The organism is Martinezella calliandrae, assembly GCF_030272695.1.
Lineage (GTDB): Bacteria > Pseudomonadota > Alphaproteobacteria > Rhizobiales > Rhizobiaceae > Rhizobium > Rhizobium calliandrae.
Window position 1 is genome coordinate 1 of record NZ_JARFYN010000094.1, and the last position, 17,103, is coordinate 17,103.

Here is a 17,103-nt window from a genome sequence, read left to right on the forward strand (position 1 = left end):
ACATCCGCGTCGCCGAGCGTAACCTCGTTGCTGCGACCGCTCAGATCGGCGTGACGGAGGCCCAGCTCTATCCGACGATCACGCTCGGCGGTGCGATTTTGCCGTCCTACATCCACAAGAAGTCTACCAGTGGCAGCAAGACAAGCTGGTCGTTCGGCCCAAGTCTGTCGCTGCCGATCTTCGACGGCGGCGCGTTGCGTGCCAACGTCAAGAAAGCCGGGTCCGCCAGCCGCGAACAGTATATCGTCTGGAAGCAGACTGTGCTGTCCGGTGTCGAGCAGGTCGAAAACGCCCTGTCGGCCGTCAGCCGCGATGCTCAGAAGGTTGCCGCACTGCGGGCGCAGGTGAAATCCTACCAGGAAGCCCTCGAACTCTCGACGGCAAGCTACAAGGATGGCGCCTCTTCGTTGCTCGAAGTTCTCGACGCACAGCGCAATGTTTCGGCGGCGCAGGAAAGCCTGGCCACGGCTATCCAACAAAGCGCTCTCGACTATATCTCTCTGAACGTCGCGATCGGCGCCGGTTATGTTCCGGCCGAAAAGCCGACTGTTGCTGCAAAGCCGGCCAAGGTCATCAAGGTCGTCGCCAATAAGACAGGGACCTAACGTGATCAATTGGCCTTGCGCACCGTCGATTGAATTAGAAAGCTGGGTTCTGTCGCAAACTTTTAGCTGGGTTTGCAACCTGATTGATGATGGCAAAGATCCGGGTTGAAGATGAACGGGCGGGCTGAGTTCTCCATCATGGTCGATTTCAAGGGCAGCCACTACCCGAAAGAGGTGATTTTATAGGCGGTGTTTTTCTACGTCAGATATTCAGTTTCTTATCGTGATCTGGAAGAGATTATGCAGGCTGTCGGACAACCAAGCATTCCCGATACCGCCAGGTCACCGGTGGCAAGGGAGATAGTCGCCGCCCTCGGCGTGCGGCCGATCGTGCTCGTCGGCATGCCGGGCGCCGGGAAATCCACCATTGGCCGACTCTTCGCAAAACGGCTGCGGCTGCCCTTCATCGATACGGACAAAAAAATCGAGAAAGAAACCGGTAGATCGATCTCCCAGATTTTCGAGCTCTATGGCGAGGAGTATTTCAGGGCCTTGGAGGCGCGTGTGATCGCTGGTTTGTTCGAGACAGGGCCTGTGGTGATCGCGACCGGTGGCGGCTCGTTCATGCATGAGCAGAGCCGCCGCCTCATCGGCAAGAAGGCGGTTTCGATCTGGCTCGATACCAAGCTGGAAGTGATCGAAAAACGCCTCAGGAATGACATGAGCCGCCCGCTGCTGCGAGGTCCCAACCCGGAGCAGAAGATTGCCCGACTATTCAAAGAATGGAAGCCTTTTTATGAACAAGCCGAACTCATATTCGCCCCCGTCCCACAAACAAGATAAAAAGAACGCGGATCTATGCTTGACGGCGCTTCACGCTCATCTTCACGGCGAGGTGGCCGCCGCTCAGCAACCCTTCAATACGACGGATCTTATTGCTGAGTGACTTCGGATCAGCGAGGCGGAACGAGGGTAACTCCTCGCGCTTCTTCGAAGGGGTGATTGAAAGTTGAGAGCAAGCGCAAGGACATGATGGCCGCAACGCCAGCGCCGCGTGCGGGCTGCGATTGCGCTGGAGGTCTATACAAGAAGATTGCGGGCGAGGGTAGTGGAAGGCGCCGGCGCTCCGCTTGCCCGCTGCACATGCCCCATGAGCCGCTATTGTCGCAAGGCACGGCATCAGTTCCGCAGGCAGCACCAGAAGACCCTGACGCGCTTGCCGTCGCCAGTCCGAAAGCTGATGCGCAGCCAGATCGTAAGTAAGCGCAACATCAACAACCCGCGCACCCGGCTGAAGGCTTTCCGCTACAATCCGTGACTTCAGGGTAAGCGCTCATCGAAACGCCTCCAAATGGCCGTATGGGACGTTCACGTAAAGGGCGATCTTGCGGTTCGAACTTCGTGTTTCTCCTTCCGGCCTGTTGTCAGCTACAAAACGTCACCAGGTCGGGCAACGGGCATTGCTGAGTATTTCGAAATACAGCAACGATTACAGCGGCATTGCATCCTATTCGTACCGTGGATTAGACCTATCGAAACAATCGATTTCAAGGCGAGATCTGCGGAATGCTATCTGATCAAGTGTAAGACAAACCATATAGGAAAAATTCTCGATGAACCGGTTTGACAGTACAACTGTAGGCCAGCACCATCCCCTCTTGTCCAACAGTACGACGATGGATGTTATCGGAGGCGGTTCAGGCAACGATTCTACAAGTATATCGAAACCGGCAAGGACGATCAGATGAGCGCCGAGCTGGCCTGTGTCGCGTCGCAGAACGATGCGAACGCGTTCGCCAACATCACCAATGTCCAGAGCGTGAATGATCTGGCCGCTCTGCACCTGACCGGTTCGAACTTCTTGATCAGTGCGTAATTCGGAAACGGTCCCTCACACCCAGCAAGGGGCGTTGGTTTAACGCTCCTGCGGCACTGGTGCAACGAAGCGAGATACGTTGGAAACACCATTAAGCGGTTGCGTTGTCGCGTGAGGGCCGGCGTGCCAAGTCGCATCGTCGACTCTGAAAGAGAAGCAGGCGAGCAAAAGCAATGAATGATATTCCCTCAGCTCCCCCTGCAGTCGATAGCGGCTTCGTCGCGCTGTGTACCGTTGCAGGTTATTACCGCATAGTTGCCGACCCGTTCCAACTAGCAAGAGAACTTGTATTTGATGACCGAACCGCCGGGAACGAGGATGTGCTTCGAGCAGCCAACCGTATCGGTCTTAAGGCGCGGGTAATTGCTGTGCGAACGGAAGCTCGATTGCGGGCAGTTCCGACGCCGGCGATCGTCAAGCTTAAGCACGGCGGATACATCCTCTATGGCGGGCTTACTCCAAGTGGCCAAATGAGACTCGTCGATCCAGTGGACCGAACTATGCGGGAGATACCGAGTGCCGCAGTTTTAGCCGACATTGAGGCTGAAGTCGTCCTGGTCCAACGCCGTTTCCGGGGGGAAGGTATCGACCCGAAAGCCTTTGGCTTCAGCTGGTTTCTGCCGTCAATCTGGCGTTATCGGAAACCGTTAGCCAACGTCCTGTTAGCATCGCTTTTTGTGCAGCTCTTCGCATTGGTCACGCCGCTTTTCTTTCAGGCCATCGTCGATAAGGTCGTGGTACACAAGGGTTATTCAACACTCGCTGTGCTTATCGGCGGCTTGGCAGCTCTAGGTGTTTTTGACGTCAGTCTGCAATTTTTGCGAAGCTACGTATTGGCACATACGACAAATCGTATTGATGTCGAACTCAGCCGTCGGTTGTTTGCTCATCTTTTAAGGTTGCCGCTGGGCTATTTCGAGATCCGGGCCGCCGGGCAGACAGTGGCGCGCGTCCGAGAGCTTGAGACCATCCGATCATTTCTGACCGGACAAGCACTGTTTTCGGCGATCGACCTGTTCTTTGCTATCATCTTCATTGCAGTTCTTGCTGTTTACTCATGGCAACTGACGTTGATTGTGGTTGCATCAATCCCGCTCTACATACTAATCACAATCCTGATTCGTCCGGCATTGCGCAGCAAGATTAAGGAAAAATTCAATCGAGGCGCTGAAAGTCAGCAATTTCTGGTGGAATCGATCGTTGGCATACAGACGTTGAAGGCTGCGGCCGTAGAGCCTGCCATGCAGGCGCAATGGGAAGAAAAGCTCGCCGCCTATGTTAAGACGTCGTTTGCCGCATCGATGCTTTCGGCAGGCGGTCAAAACGCAATTCAATACGTGAACAAACTGGTGATAGCCGGCATTCTTTTCTTCGGAGCGAGATCGGTGATGGACGGTGACCTCACCGTTGGTGGGTTGATTGCCTTCAACATAATATCAGGCCAGGTCACGCAACCGGTCCTAAGACTTTCTCAACTCTGGCAGGATCTTCAGCAGGTCCAGGTTTCCGTCGAGCGACTTGGAGACATATTGAACTCGGCGACCGAGTTCGCTCCCTCGGCAAGCATCGGTAGCCTCCCAACCCCGAAGGGCGCCATCGAATTTCGCAATGTCCGCTTCCGCTATAGGCCGGGAGCGCCTGAAGTCCTGAAGTCAATCTCCCTTTCGATTCGTCCCGGCGAGGTGATTGGTATCGTCGGGTCTTCAGGATCGGGCAAATCGACCCTGACGAAACTGGTCCAGCGCCTCTATCTTCCGGAAGAAGGCCAGATCCTGGTCGATCGAACGGACATTGCTCAAGTCGATCCCGCGTGGCTTCGACGGCATATAGGGATCGTTCTTCAGGAGAACGTCCTGTTCAATCGCAGTATTCATGACAATATCGCCTTTGCCAATCCGACCACATCTCGTGCTATCGTTATGCAGGCGGCACGTATGGCAGGAGCTGATGAGTTTATTGACAAGTTGCCAAACGGATATGACACCATAATTGAAGAGCGCGGCGCCAATCTTTCCGGCGGCCAACGGCAACGGCTTGCAATCGCGCGGGCCTTGGCGACAAATCCTCCAATCCTGATCTTCGATGAGGCCACCAGTGCCCTCGATTATGAGAGCGAGCGCGTCATTCATCGCAATATGAAAAACATCGTTCAGGGTCGAACCGTAATCATCATTGCTCACCGGCTCGCGGCAGTACGCCCTTGTAATAGGATTATCAGCATGGCGGATGGACGAATTGTCGAGATCGGCACTCACGAGGAATTAGTATGCCGCCCAGGTGGCCTCTATGCCCACCTTTGGGCGTTGCAGACCGACCAATTGCAGGTGGAAAGCGCATGAGCGACGTCGTGGCGCCTGCCGTGGTTAAGAAAGCCAAACGACTCTCGGTCAGGCGTCGGCGCTCCGATAACGAGTTCCTTCCAGCAGCCCTCGAAATAATCGAGACTCCTGCGTCTCCGACACAGATGGCGCTGATCGTTATCATATGTCTGTTTGCGACAGCCAGTTTGGCTTGGGCTTACTTTGGGCGTATCGACATTTTTGCGGTTGCTACTGGCAAAATCCGGCCAGCAAGTCAGGTCAAAGTCATTCAACCTCTCGCAACCGGGCGGGTACGAGCCTTCAATGTCGCAAATGGCACGCATGTTCGTGCCGGGGAAATTCTGCTCGAACTCGATCCGACTGAGGCCATGGCGGATGCCAAAGAACTCGCCGTTGGTCTAACTTCATATCGAGCTGAAATCCTGCGAAGAAACGCAGAAATCGCTGCTGCTCGAGAAGAATACGGCAGTCTTAAACCCGTAGTGCCGTGGCCCAGCGACATTCCGGAAGATATTCGCAGTCGGGAGACCCGTGTCTTCGATCACGATCTCAGCGACCTTTGCGCGCGGATCCGTAGCCTTGATGCGCAAAAGGCAGAAAAGGTGGCTGAGCACGAAAAGCTGAAGGCTACTACCCAAGTCGAGGCCAATCTTATCCGAACACTTCAGCAGCGTGTCGACCTTAGAAGCGCTCTCATTGCTGGCAATACGGGTACCAGATCGACCTTGATCGATGCTATCCAAAGCCTTCAGGCTGAACAGGCTACGCTAGCCTCCGACAACGGCCAACTCGAACAAACTGCGGCCTCTCTTGACACAATTGCTGCCGAGAGACAGAAAACGCAGGAAGCGTTCATAAGTGACAATGCGCAGAAGCTCGCGGACGCTGAGCGGCAGGCCGACGAGCTAGCCCAGCGCCTTATCAAGGCCCAGGCTGCAATGAGCCATATGACACTTGCAAGCCCGATCGACGGGGTTGTGCAAGCTTTGTCGGTTACAACAATTGGGCAGGTTGTTTCGAGCGGCCAGCAGGTTATGCGGATCGTTCCCGATAATGCACCGCTGGAGATCGAAGCGTACGCTGAAAACAAGGATATCGGCTTTCTGCGTGAAGGTCAGGAAGCAATCATCAAAGTTGAATCCTTTCCCTTCACCCGCTATGGGACACTGCCCGGCACCGTCACACGCGTGGCTCGCGATTCTATCCCAAGTTCCGACGCGCAGGTGGCCGAAAGAGATCCGACTCAACTTGCCAAGTCAAACACCAATACCACGTCCATTGGTCAGACTCAGAATCTCGTCTATCCAGTCGTGATCAGCCCTTCAAAGATGGCGGTGGTAGCTGATGGGCGCGAAGTTCCATTATCCGCTGGTATGACCGTATCCGTCGAAATTAAAACCGGTTCGCGGCGACTTCTTGAGTATGTATTTGCGCCGCTGATCGAAGTGGGATCTGACGCCATGCACGAGCGCTGATTGGAATATTTGCGTCCCGAAACACACTCGATATTTCGATCCCAAGGTCAGTCCTTCCGCCGCTAATGCGATCTCAAGATTTTGATCATCCCGCCGCAATCTCGACCCACAGCTTGCTCTCGATTCCAGCGTAGATGTCGATATGCGAGCGAGGCGCCCTGATGGACACGATCGGCGCGTAGCGGGCGGCGCGGTCCCAGCGCTCCAAGCCCGGCTTTTCCTTCCATCAACCACTAACGGGAAACATACCGATCGCGTCGCGCTCGGCCAGAGCAGCCGCACTTCCGCGCTATATAATCGGCGAAACTGTGATCGGTGATTACTACGACGTGCTCGCCGTTCGCGCCACTGGCGGGCCCGCAGGATTTCGCTATTACCGTTCAGTGGATGCGGGCATCGATCAAATCGGACGAATAGCAAACAGGTCCGCCCACAGTACAGCGAACGATCTCTTTGAAGGCTGCCGCGACTTTTGCAAGAAATCCCTTGCTGAACGGTCCCAACACTTCTGCATTTGGGTCATAGTGGAAGGACTGTTCGGCTATATCGCGATTAAATTCAGAGACGATAATCCATGCAGTTTTCCACTCACGGATTCCAGCGCGGCGACATTCGAGCTGCGGAATTTCCAGTGCGGTTTGATCAGATCGGGGTGGGGTACCCGATATAGCCAATAGGATCAGGTTTGTTTGATTGCCTTTCGGAATTGCCAGAACCATACAAACTGGGCGTGCTTTCCGTCCGTCGGTTTCTCCCTTGTCGCGCTGTTATGTCCAGAGATAAGGATAGCGGATGATCGAACCATTGGCCGGAGTATCAGCCATTAGTCTCACTTCCCTCCTGTATCAGCCGGTCCAGTTCGGGACCGATTAGCGCTGCCAGTTCGGGGGGCTTCATTGGCGCCGTACGCCCTGCGCGGATCGCTTTTTTGTTTCATGGCCTCGAAATCGTCGTAGGTCATGAGGACATAGCGGGCCTTGCGATGTTGAGTAATGGCGACCGGCTGGCGATCTGCCGCCATGGTCACGGTCTTAATATCGCGCAGCAGGTCTACGGTCGAGAATTTTTGCAAATCCGCCTCCTTCAAATTATGCGAAATATACAAATCATTTGATTATTTGACAAGGGCAGGCTATGGTTGCAGCCACTGGGTTCCGTGGCCTGCTATGAATGGCGCTAGGGCGTTGAAAATGGCAAGCCGCTGATATATATTGCCGATATCTGATATCGGAGAGTTGTCATGAGAACCTTGGTGGATATTGGGGATCCGGAGGTCAAAGCGTTGGACCGGTTGGCGCAGCGAGAAAAAGTGTCGAGAGCAGCGCTGATTCGCAAGGCGATTGATGATTTTCTGGCTCGCAACAGCAGCGGTAGTTCCGAAGTAGAGGCGTTTGGCCTCTGGGGTGATCGAAAGGTCGATGGTTTGGCATATCAGGAAGACATGCGCAGCGAATGGTGAAAGCACTTTTCGACACAAACATCTTGATCGACCATCTGAATGCCGTACCGCAAGCGCGAGATGAGCTGACGCGGTATCAGGAAAAGGCGATCAGCATCATCACGTGGATGGAGGTTCTCGTCGGTGCCAAGCAGGCGGTTGCAGTCGGAACACGCGCTTTTCTCGCCGGATTTACAATCATTGCTGTCGATGATCACATTGCCGAATGCGCGGTATCTCTGCGACAGCGACATCGCATCAAACTGCCCGACGCCATCGTCTGGGCAACTGCCAATGTTCACTCGATGTTACTGGTCACTCGAAACACGAAGGATTTTCCGAAGGAAATGCCTGACATTCGGGTACCCTACGAAATTTGAGCGCGCTGTTAGTTCTACCGTAAAGCGTTATCCGGGTGTGCTGGGCGGCGACCAGTGGCGTACCCTGCGGAATGCCCATGCTACCGCGAATTTCATCCCTCTGGCTCGATCGTCGACACCAACTGATTGCTACATCCGATTGAGCGTTGACGTTACAACGCGCAGCACCCCGTCATTGCATGGCAGCCTCAATGCCAGACCGCTTCATAGCCATTGAATGATTTATATATGGAATCTATAAACTAAGTGTGTAATAGATGCTCACAGCAGCATTTGAAATTGCGATTAAGCCGAAGGAAGTTGAGTTTGTTGAAAACAACGCAGCTCTCGCAAGAACGGTTCTCGTCGTTGTCTACCGTCAGCCGCGTGGTCATCGTCGGAGGCGGGTTCAGTGGGGCGACGATCGGTCGTCTGCTCGCGCTTTCAAGGCTATTCCGGCGTGAGGAGATGGTCATCTTCGAGCCAAGGTCGCGCCTTGGTGCCGGTGTTGCTTACGACACAAATGATCCATCACTTCGCCTAAACGTCGCAGCCCACCGGATGCGGGCAATTCCTGGAGACCCGCAGCGGTTCGCCCGCTGGTTTTGTGAGACCGGTCGGTCTGGCCGAGATCCTGAGGCTGGAACTAAGGGGGCAATCTACGCACGCAGAGGTGATTTTGCCGACTTCATGGACAATGAGATGAGACCGCTTCTCGAAAGCGGTGACATCTTACATATGTGCGAGCGTGTCACGAGCATTCGTCGACAAAATGGCTGCTGGCGAATCGAAGGCACTGCCGGCACGATCCTTCACGCCGACATCGTCGTCGTTGCCACCGGTCATCCGCCACCAAGGACGCCAGCACAATTTGCTTCTGGGCTGCAATGTCACCCACGTTTCATCTCTAATCCGTCTAGCCCTTGCGCTTTTCAAAAGATCCAGCAAAGCGATAATATCATTGTCATCGGTGCCGGATTGACCGCGCTTGACGTGCTGGCAACCTTGCGCGCTTGCGGTCATGGTGGAGAGATCACCTTGTTGTCGCGTTCAGGACTTCTGCCTCGGCCCCAGGCTACCGGCAGCTTCGCGCTAGATGGCGACTTGCTAAAATGCTTTCCTAAGACGGCGCTTGGCCTTCTGCAACAGGTGCGATCCGCTATCGACGAGGTGACGGAAAAGGGATTACCCTGGCAGAGCGTCTTCGATGCCCTGCGGCATCAGGGGCAGGCAATCTGGCAAGCGCTGCCACCCGAGGGGCAACGGCGTTTTTTGCGGCATCTTTGCAGATGGTTCGAAATCCACCGCTTCCGGATGCCCCCCCAAATCAAGGAACTCGTCGTGCGCGAGACAGCAACTGGTCGCCTCCATATTCGTGCAGGAAGAATCGTATCCGCGGCATATGACAGCCAGCACATCTTGATCGATATCGCAACTGCGCCGCATCGCAGTATCGAACAAGCTCGCGCGCAGTGGCTAATCCTCGCAACCGGGCCCGATCATGAGAATGCGATCGGCCATGAAGCCTGTTTGTTGGATCTTGAGCGCGTCGGTTTGATCACAAAGGATCCGCATGGTCTCGGCATCAAATGTGATCGCGAGAATCGCGCCGTGGCACGGGACGGGACTCCCGTCGAGGGCCTACTCATTGCTGGTCCGTTGGCGCGGGGGACATTCGGTGAACTCACCTCGGTGCCCGAAATTGTCGATCAGGCGGAAAAGATCGTCGAACGAATAAGGCAGATGCACTTCACAGGGACGCGAAGGATGGCAATGCGAATTGACGCCGAGTAATTCGATCAGTCTGTTTTACCGCGACCTGCCGCGGCTCTTGGTGGATATCGACCTGACCTTAGGGGCCTGAGACGGAACAAACGAATCGGGGAACTCGAAACGAGGTTACGAGCAAGGTCTGAGCAAAATGCTGGACGGGTGGGGACGTGTGTGATTCAGTAGCCGAATGGATTTGAGCGGCCTGGATGATTGATATCGTTGCGATCAAGGCGCGCTTTGAGACGCTTGCGCCCTATTTGGATGAGCGGGCGCGGCGATTGTTGGCGGCAACCGAGGCTCGGGCCGCAGGCCGAGGTGGCGTGGCGGCTGTTTCGGCAGCGACTGGGGTTGCGCGCAGTACGATCGGTCGTGGGCTTGCGGAGTTGCGAGCCGCCGATTCGCGACTGGAACGTCGGGTTCGTCGGCCGGGCGGCGGGCGTAGGCCAAAGACCGAAACCGAGCCGGGTCTTCTGGCCGCGCTGGAAGAGCTGGCGCAATCGGCGACCCGCGGCGATCCAGAAGCGGCATTGCTGTGGGTAAGCCGAAGCCAGCGTCACCTTGCCGGCGCGTTGGCTGAACGCGGCTTCACGGCCAGTCAGAAATTGGTTGGGCGGCTGCTGCGCAAGCTTGGCTTCAGCCTTCAGGCGAACAGGAAGACGTTGGAAGGGGCTTCGCATCCTGACCGCGATGCCCAGTTTGAGCACATCAACCAGAAGATCAAGCAGTTCCAGGCAGCAGGTCAGCCCGCCATTTCGGTCGATACGAAGAAGAAAGAATTGGTGGGCGACTTCAAGAATGGTGGGCGCGAGCTGCGACCCAAAGGCGATCCCCAAGCTGTGCGCGTTCACGACTTCAAGATACCCGAACTCGGCAAGGTCGCGCCTTACGGCGTCTACGACATCACCGACAACTCAGGCTGGGTGAATGTTGGCATCGATCACGACACCGCCGCCTTTGCCGTAGAGAGCATTCGACGCTGGTGGAACGCCTTGGGAAAGGATCGCTATCCTGGCGCTACCAGTCTACTCATCACCGCCGATTGCGGTGGCAGTAATGGGGCTCGTGTTCGGCTGTGGAAGCGTGAGCTTCAGACCTTCGCCAAGGAAGCCGGTTTGGCCATCACGGTCTCCCACCACCCGCCAGGGACAAGCAAATGGAACCGCATAGAGCATCGGCTATTTGCATTCATCACCCAGAATTGGCGCGGCAAGCCTCTCGTCAGTCATGAGGTCATCGTTCAACTCATCGGAGCCACGACTACGGCCAACGGGCTCGACGTACAATGTTGCCTCGACGAAAATCATTATCCCAAGGCCATCAAAATCTCTGACGCGGAAATGAATGTGATCAATATCGACCGTGATCAATTCCACGGAGAGTGGAACTACACGATCTCGCCCACGCCCGCTGTTACCGATAATGCCAAAGCCAGGAGTGCTGCCGATGATCGATGACCCTGACAAAACCGATCGACTTGTTCGCGAACTCGAAGCGTCACTTCCCCTTGAAACCAGGCTGTCTCAGAGCCTCAAAGAGACCCTGACCAAGCAATCACAGGATCTCGAGATCCCCGACAGCTGCCACGTCACACGCCTCTTCTACATGGGAGAGGAAGGCGGGATCGTGTGCGGGCTGGATATCGGTGGACCGGACAGCAAAACCCCGTACATCGTTTCAATCACCCATCTCAGCTTTAACAGACGGATCCCGTTGTTCCGACAAATCGACGCCTATCAACGCCACCGTATCAAGAAGCTCAAACTACAAAACAGTCGAAACTACTGACCTTCATCCCAACCGGCGCTCGTCCAAACTTGAAGCAGTTATAACGCGTCAAGCCCTAATTACCGCTCCGGGACCGCGCGGAAAGGTTACTCAATTCGTACATGGCGGAGTTTTTGGTGACGGGGCTGGCGAGGACGCTTCGTCATTTCACAGATGCGATGATTGCCGATCCTTTCCACTCACGGCAATACGCCCGCCGGCGCATACCTGAAGCAGCTCTGTAAAACGTCTGCCGTCCTGTTCTTTCGCCGGGCGGCGGGCTATTTAAGCTTCCACCTCCAATCCTCCCATGCCAATAGACGAACAATTTTCTCCCACTTATTGCAGCGAACCCGACAAAGGTGGCGCCATTGTTTCACTGGATGGTACCAAGATCTTGCTAATTCATTGAAAACGACTGGGCGCTTTGTGGCATGCCTCTTGCTTACGACTTGCGACATTTATTCCAATGAAGAAGTTTAATGTCCAGGTCCTGTTCTTTGATGACATCGTCGGTAAAGATAAAAGCTTTCCGTCCCGTGAGATGGCTGTCCCACCGCCTATAGACGGAGCGAGATCAATGAACCGCAGCAGCTTTTCTAATTGCGGCTTCGGCCTCGCCTTTTGCGCTCGACACGAGCCATCGCGAAGATTTTTCAAGTACTGGTGCGATCTCGAGCCGTTGGAAAAATCAGCATTGGTGCACGATGAGCGTCAACATCGGCTCGTCAGGGAACACCGAGTTCAATACGAAGGCGAATTTCAAACATTAGCCCAAACCCACGAAAACCGGGCCGTGTTCCATGGCCTAAATGGGGGTGATCCAAAGAATCGATTTTTTCTAATCAGTCGAGTGCCATTAGAAAGCGTGGGAGAAAGATGAAGCTGTCAGAAAGGCCGTCGCATGCGCGTGCAGATGCGGTGGGCATTGGATGTTGGCAATTCGTTATTGGTCACGATGTCACGTCCGCCTGGAGCTAAGTACTTGCGAGAGATATGCAAGTTCAAGAAGATTTATGCGCGTGCGGCCGTGATTAGGCATAGCGCGAGGGTCTCATGGATGCAGTCCCATCGATCGTAGCCTGGATCCGTCGAGCAGCTCCGCTCGTCGATGTTTTTTACAATGTACGACCTCCCTCCAGAGTCTAGAACTCAACGGCCAGCAGTTTATCGCAATGACTAAATTTCGGAAGAGATCAGACAAGTGCCGACACATGAGGTCACGTCTCTGCAATCATGTAAATTGAATGTGAAATAATCTAATGGTATCCATTCGTACTGCCGCCCCCGCCCTGCTGCTTCTTTTGGCAGGTTGTGTCAGCGGCCCCGATCATAAGCCACCGGAAATGCCGCTCGCGGCCAAATTCTCGGAGGGCGGTACGAAAGTCAACGGCGACGTCTCCGGTTCGCAATGGTGGACCGCATTCGGCGACAGGAAGCTGAACGCGTTGGCTGAGCAAGGACTTGCAGAAAACCTTAGCATCTGATTGTTTATTTAACTTGGCTAGACTGTAGCCGGCGCTTTGGTCTAGGCGCGGATTCGTGACCCTGCCGCTCGACAAGGAGGGCTTGTTCGGATCAGAAATCCTTCACATGGAGTGTCTCAATGAGTGTGTCTGGGACGTCGCGCGCGATCAAGCGAGAGGCCGATCGAGGATCGCTGTGGCGCAAATGGGACCTGCATCTCCATGCACCCGGTACAATGCTCTCAAACGGATATGGCAAACCAGATGAGGCTACGTGGCTGCGCTTCGTGGATATCCTGGAACAATCCGAGGTCGAGGCCTTTGGCATAACGGACTACTTTTCGTTCGATGGCTACATTAACACCTTGAGATGGTACGGCCAATCCCATCCGGATTCGACCAAACTGCTGATCCCGAACCTCGAGCTGCGCTTGACCGAGACCGTCAGCATCGACGGCAAAAACGTCAACACACATATTCTGATCGACCCTGATGTCGCCACGCCAGAAGTCTTGGCCAAGCTTCTCAACGACCTGGAAACGCACATAACCGTCAATAATAAACGTCTCCGATGCAGCGAACTCACCGCTGCGAACTTCGGCGCGGCCACGGTCAGCATTCATGACGTCAACGAGTCGTTGGATCGGTGTTTCGCTGCAGAGCATTACATGATCGTCACCGCTGCCGGGAACGACGGCCTTCGCGGTACCGCCAAAAACACTCAGCGCAGCAAATCGATCTCGGACGAATTGGATAGGATCAGCAGCGGCTTTTTCGGGAAGGCGAAGAGCACGGATTTCTTCTTGAGCGAATCCCGATACGAGGACGGATCGAAGTCCGATCCCAAGCCGCTCTATGACGCCAGCGACGCCCATTCTTTTGACGACCTCGCGCGTTTGACAGGGGATGAACCGAGCTATCAATCGACCTGGATAAAGTCCAACCTGACTTTCCGGGGCCTGCGGCAGACCATCTTCGAGCCGGGACACCGTGTGTTTGTTGGTGATCGCCCTCCCGTCCTCGTCCGGCTTGAGCGCGAGGCGACCCAGTTTATCGACAGGTTGGAAATAAACCCAGTCGCCGCCTACTCCGGTCATAACGGGACGTGGTTTCAAGGCGTCGATATCCCGTTCAACCCCGAGTTAACAGCCATTATTGGAAATAAGGGAAGCGGAAAGAGCGCCGTCGCGGACATTGTCGCGCTGCTCGGAAACACTCGGCAGGTAAAGTACTTCTCGTTTCTAACCGACAGCCAGACCAACAGGAAGTTCAAGCGACAGGGGTTTGCCGAGAATTTTTTAGGGCGTTTGGTGTGGAAGAGCGGACTCGACGTCGAGCGTGTTCTTAACGCGGATGTCAACGAAGTCGAACCAGAGGCTATCAAGTACCTGCCACAGAACTACTTCGAGAGCCTGACCAACGAAATCGAAGTCCAAGCGTTGCGTCGTGAAATCGAAGATGTCGTTTTCTCGCACGTCGACATCAGCGACAAGATGGACGCCAAGAGCTTCCATGATCTCGAGGGAAGGAAGACGTCGAGCAGTCGGCAGGAAGCGAGCCAGATCAAGACGAAGCTGCGGGAACTCAACATCAAGATTCTGGAACTCGAAGACCAGAGCGAACCCACCTTCAAGGCCAAGCTGCAGGCTGACATCGAGGTCCTCCGGAAGCAGGTATCCGCACTCGTCGCATCGAGACCTCCGGAAGAGGCAGCCCCGCCGGCGCAGAGCGCCGAACAGCAAGCGGCGGCGGAGAGAATAACTTCTCAAACGCAGGTGTTGGAGGACCTTGCCACGCGCCAGAAGAGCGCTGTCGCATTGCTCGGCTTGCATAAAAAGGCCCTGCAGGAGGCTATTGAACTCAATGAGTCCGTTAATGCTCTGAAAACTCGGGTCGAAAGCGAAAAGAATACGCTAAAGGCGAGATACGGCTATCTTGGTTTCGATATCGATCAGATCATCAACCTCACCGTGGACCTGGAACGGGTTACGAAGAAGATCGACAGCTTGAAAGAGAAGATCGCAGCATTAGAGCGCGATAGCGCCATGAGGTTCGATCCGGAGACCGATTTCTCTAAAGTCGGTAGCATCCCCGATCTGCGCGCTGCGGAAAAGCACATCTCCGATGGCATTGCCGCCATGCGCGCCGCCCTGTCGGCACCCCATCAGCGCTATCAACGATACCTACAGGATATCCGCGAGATAAACGAGCAGATCATCGATATCGAGGGCCAAAAGGAGTCGCCTAAACTTGGAACGATCGCTGAGCTGGAGGCCCGCATCTCGCGGATCGACAACGATCTACCGAGCGAGTTGTCCAAGGCGTATGAAGAACGCAAGGAGCTGTGCCTGGCCCTCTTCGAAAGCAAGCGCAAGATCAAGACGTTCTATGAGGGTTTGAAAACCAAGGTCGAGTCTCGACTTGAGGCTGTGAGCACCGGTGATTTTAAGGTGTCAATTGACGCGTCGTTCGTGCAGTCACCCAAATTCGGCGAAGACTTCTTCAGCCACTTGAACCAAAACGTGACAGGTCCATTCCGAGGCGTCGCAGACGGCGCGCGCGCCTTTCAACAAAAGCAATCGGGTGTCGATTGGAACTCATTCGAAAGCATCTTCGCCTTCGTCGAGGACATAATCGCATCGATGAAAACGGGCGGCATCAGACGGCAGACCAAAGACCTCAAAAAATTCTATGACTTCCTGTATTCCCTGGAATATTTCGAGGCCCGATACGAGCTGCGGCTCGGAGGAAAGGACCTCAACCAGCTTTCGCCGGGAGAGAAGGGGCTTTTGCTGCTGGTCTTCTATCTACATCTCGACACAGATAACTCGCCCTTGATCATCGATCAGCCCGAGGACAATCTCGACAACGACAGCATTTTCGTGGTGCTCGCAAAGTGCATTCGCGACGCGAAGAAAACCCGGCAGGTCATACTGGTGACGCACAACCCTAACCTCGCGGTCGGAGCCGACGCCGAACAGATCGTTTATGTCCGCTTGGACAAGGTGAACGGATACAAGTTCAGCTACGAGTGCGGCGCGATCGAGAACCCGAACGCTAACGGCCATATAGTTAAGGTGCTTGAAGGCTCACGGCCCGCCTTCGTACAACGTCGACTCAAGTATCAAATCACCTGATGTTCGAGTAACGGCGCTGTTGCTTTTGGTATGGGTTGGCAGGCTGTAGTGCTGACTCCCGGGCCGAGCCGAAAGGTCCATACCAAGTCCTCGGAGAGCCGATGCTTAGAACGCAGTGATAAGCTATATTCGGTCCATATAATTCACTTTTCTGTTGTCCTGTTCTTCGCCGGTAGGCACGCTGTGGTATTCCTTTGAGTGCCAACCATGCCACGTTCTCCGCTTTACTTCACGCTCGTCCGCCTTGACGATGGCGACCCGGCGTCCCTAACGGTCATCCGCGAGCCGACACAGTTTTTCGCGCAATTGCGGTCCTACGGCTTTACGGAACACGCGAGCGCATCGTCTCCGACACTGGCGGGGATGCAGACAGGTGCGTTTCTGGACACCGTCGCGGGCGTCTTCAGCATCTCCCGCGATCGGCCATTCACGTACATCATTCCCGACGAGATGAGCCGCGCCGACTGGCTGGCCGCTATGAAGGAGAAGGCCCGCGATCCGCGCTTCGGGCTCATGGAGCGCGATGGTGAAATTTCCTACTGCATGACCGTGCCTGTAAACTGATGTAGGCGTGTCATGGCCTTTCAGTTCGCCCGCATCGAGATTTTTGCCCGTTCCGACAAGGCGGGGCGAACCACGGATTTCATTTTTAATGAGGTCACGCGGGTTCCCTCGGCATCGGTGCATGTCCAATCCCCGAAGCCGCCGGAAGTCGTGTACGGCCTCGACATAGACGCGCTGCGCACGCTGCATGACGAACGGGCGGCGGCGGCGAAGACACCGCGGACCGACAAGAACGGCAAGACGACACTGAAGGCGATCCGCAAGGATCAGAACACACTTGCGGCAGTGAACCGCGCCGGGTTTGCCGGAGGCTCCAACTCGTGAGAAAGTGGAGCCGATATGAGCAAGACGACCAACAAATTTTCACCTGAAGTTCGTGACCGAG

The 17,103-nt window shown here is 55.1% G+C and carries 16 protein-coding genes and 2 pseudogenes; 15 read left to right on the forward strand and 3 right to left on the reverse strand.

What is annotated here, in order from left to right:
* Together PY650_RS34590 and PY650_RS34595 are read left to right on the forward strand one after the other, a co-directional pair.
* Window positions 1–605: TolC family protein (locus PY650_RS34590; protein WP_285884536.1), on the forward strand; the 605-nt coding region annotated here is incomplete at its 5' end.
* A 189-nt stretch (window positions 606–794) separates the two neighbouring features.
* Window positions 795–1,388, forward strand: coding sequence for a shikimate kinase (locus tag PY650_RS34595; RefSeq protein WP_432761620.1), 594 nt, complete (start codon window positions 795–797; stop codon window positions 1,386–1,388).
* 13 nt (window positions 1,389–1,401) lie between these two features.
* Here the strand turns inward: PY650_RS34595 and PY650_RS37575 are convergent, their stop codons facing one another.
* The gene (locus PY650_RS37575; protein WP_432761621.1) at window positions 1,402–1,869 is read right to left on the reverse strand and encodes a transposase; all 468 of its coding nucleotides are present in this window, start codon (window positions 1,867–1,869) and stop codon (window positions 1,402–1,404) included.
* A 420-nt stretch (window positions 1,870–2,289) separates the two neighbouring features.
* Between PY650_RS37575 and PY650_RS34605 the strand changes: the two genes are divergently transcribed.
* The 3 genes from PY650_RS34605 to PY650_RS34615 all read left to right on the forward strand — a co-directional run bounded on the left by PY650_RS34605 (window position 2,290) and on the right by PY650_RS34615 (window position 6,217).
* A complete protein-coding gene (locus tag PY650_RS34605) occupies window positions 2,290–2,421 on the forward strand; it encodes a hypothetical protein (protein WP_285884537.1) in 132 nt (43 codons plus the stop codon).
* Between the two features lie 173 nt (window positions 2,422–2,594).
* The gene (locus tag PY650_RS34610) at window positions 2,595–4,760 is read left to right on the forward strand and encodes a type I secretion system permease/ATPase (protein WP_285884539.1); all 2,166 of its coding nucleotides are present in this window, start codon (window positions 2,595–2,597) and stop codon (window positions 4,758–4,760) included.
* Window positions 4,757–6,217 (forward strand): HlyD family type I secretion periplasmic adaptor subunit, encoded by a 1,461-nt coding sequence (locus PY650_RS34615; protein ID WP_285884541.1) that lies wholly within the window; start codon window positions 4,757–4,759, stop codon window positions 6,215–6,217. The genes PY650_RS34610 and PY650_RS34615 overlap by 4 nt, the downstream gene beginning before the upstream one ends.
* Before the next feature lie 380 nt (window positions 6,218–6,597).
* On the opposite strand, the gene PY650_RS34620 is transcribed toward PY650_RS34615, so the two are convergent.
* Complete coding sequence (locus PY650_RS34620) at window positions 6,598–6,936, reverse strand: hypothetical protein (protein ID WP_349644543.1); 339 nt, start codon at window positions 6,934–6,936, stop codon at window positions 6,598–6,600.
* A gap of 110 nt (window positions 6,937–7,046) precedes the next feature.
* The gene (locus PY650_RS34625) at window positions 7,047–7,289 is read right to left on the reverse strand and encodes a type II toxin-antitoxin system Phd/YefM family antitoxin (RefSeq protein WP_285884543.1); all 243 of its coding nucleotides are present in this window, start codon (window positions 7,287–7,289) and stop codon (window positions 7,047–7,049) included.
* A 168-nt stretch (window positions 7,290–7,457) separates the two neighbouring features.
* On the opposite strand from PY650_RS34625, the gene PY650_RS34630 reads away from it, so the two are divergent.
* The 10 genes and pseudogenes from PY650_RS34630 to PY650_RS34675 all read left to right on the forward strand — a co-directional run bounded on the left by PY650_RS34630 (window position 7,458) and on the right by PY650_RS34675 (window position 17,042).
* Complete coding sequence (locus PY650_RS34630; protein ID WP_285884545.1) at window positions 7,458–7,676, forward strand: ribbon-helix-helix domain-containing protein; 219 nt, start codon at window positions 7,458–7,460, stop codon at window positions 7,674–7,676.
* A complete protein-coding gene (locus tag PY650_RS34635; RefSeq protein WP_285884547.1) occupies window positions 7,670–8,035 on the forward strand; it encodes a type II toxin-antitoxin system VapC family toxin in 366 nt (121 codons plus the stop codon). The genes PY650_RS34630 and PY650_RS34635 overlap by 7 nt, the downstream gene beginning before the upstream one ends.
* Before the next feature lie 366 nt (window positions 8,036–8,401).
* Window positions 8,402–9,007: pseudogene (locus PY650_RS34640) on the forward strand (FAD/NAD(P)-binding protein); the annotation flags it as partial.
* Window positions 9,008–9,052: 45 nt separating this feature from the next.
* Window positions 9,053–9,808, forward strand: a complete 756-nt coding sequence (locus PY650_RS34645) for an FAD/NAD(P)-binding protein (RefSeq protein WP_285884559.1) — start codon at window positions 9,053–9,055, stop codon at window positions 9,806–9,808.
* 185 nt (window positions 9,809–9,993) lie between these two features.
* On the forward strand, window positions 9,994–11,241 hold the full coding sequence (locus tag PY650_RS34650; RefSeq protein WP_285884548.1) for an ISAzo13 family transposase: 1,248 nt from the start codon (window positions 9,994–9,996) through the stop codon (window positions 11,239–11,241).
* Complete coding sequence (locus PY650_RS34655) at window positions 11,231–11,572, forward strand: hypothetical protein (protein WP_285884550.1); 342 nt, start codon at window positions 11,231–11,233, stop codon at window positions 11,570–11,572. Before PY650_RS34650 ends, PY650_RS34655 begins: the two co-directional genes overlap by 11 nt.
* Before the next feature lie 1,241 nt (window positions 11,573–12,813).
* Window positions 12,814–13,035: pseudogene (locus PY650_RS34660) on the forward strand (efflux transporter outer membrane subunit); the annotation flags it as partial.
* Window positions 13,036–13,157: 122 nt separating this feature from the next.
* Window positions 13,158–16,154, forward strand: coding sequence for a TrlF family AAA-like ATPase (locus tag PY650_RS34665; RefSeq protein WP_285884552.1), 2,997 nt, complete (start codon window positions 13,158–13,160; stop codon window positions 16,152–16,154).
* Between the two features lie 207 nt (window positions 16,155–16,361).
* Entirely contained in the window at window positions 16,362–16,718 is a 357-nt protein-coding gene (locus PY650_RS34670) for a hypothetical protein (protein WP_285884554.1), read from the forward strand.
* 12 nt (window positions 16,719–16,730) lie between these two features.
* Entirely contained in the window at window positions 16,731–17,042 is a 312-nt protein-coding gene (locus tag PY650_RS34675; protein WP_285884556.1) for a hypothetical protein, read from the forward strand.
* Window positions 17,043–17,103: the final 61 nt, after the last annotated feature.

Coding starts and splice junctions, on each gene's coding strand:
- PY650_RS34610 (WP_285884539.1), top strand. CDS start 2,595: ATGAATGATATTCCCTCAGCTCCCCCTGCAGTCGATAGCGGCTTCGTC.
- PY650_RS34670 (WP_285884554.1), top strand. CDS start 16,362: ATGCCACGTTCTCCGCTTTACTTCACGCTCGTCCGCCTTGACGATGGC.
- PY650_RS34615 (WP_285884541.1), top strand. CDS start 4,757: ATGAGCGACGTCGTGGCGCCTGCCGTGGTTAAGAAAGCCAAACGACTC.
- PY650_RS34605 (WP_285884537.1), top strand. CDS start 2,290: ATGAGCGCCGAGCTGGCCTGTGTCGCGTCGCAGAACGATGCGAACGCG.
- PY650_RS34655 (WP_285884550.1), top strand. CDS start 11,231: ATGATCGATGACCCTGACAAAACCGATCGACTTGTTCGCGAACTCGAA.
- PY650_RS34665 (WP_285884552.1), top strand. CDS start 13,158: ATGAGTGTGTCTGGGACGTCGCGCGCGATCAAGCGAGAGGCCGATCGA.
- PY650_RS34630 (WP_285884545.1), top strand. CDS start 7,458: ATGAGAACCTTGGTGGATATTGGGGATCCGGAGGTCAAAGCGTTGGAC.
- PY650_RS34620 (WP_349644543.1), bottom strand. CDS start 6,936: ATGGTTCTGGCAATTCCGAAAGGCAATCAAACAAACCTGATCCTATTG.
- PY650_RS34635 (WP_285884547.1), top strand. CDS start 7,670: ATGGTGAAAGCACTTTTCGACACAAACATCTTGATCGACCATCTGAAT.
- PY650_RS34650 (WP_285884548.1), top strand. CDS start 9,994: ATGATTGATATCGTTGCGATCAAGGCGCGCTTTGAGACGCTTGCGCCC.
- PY650_RS34675 (WP_285884556.1), top strand. CDS start 16,731: ATGGCCTTTCAGTTCGCCCGCATCGAGATTTTTGCCCGTTCCGACAAG.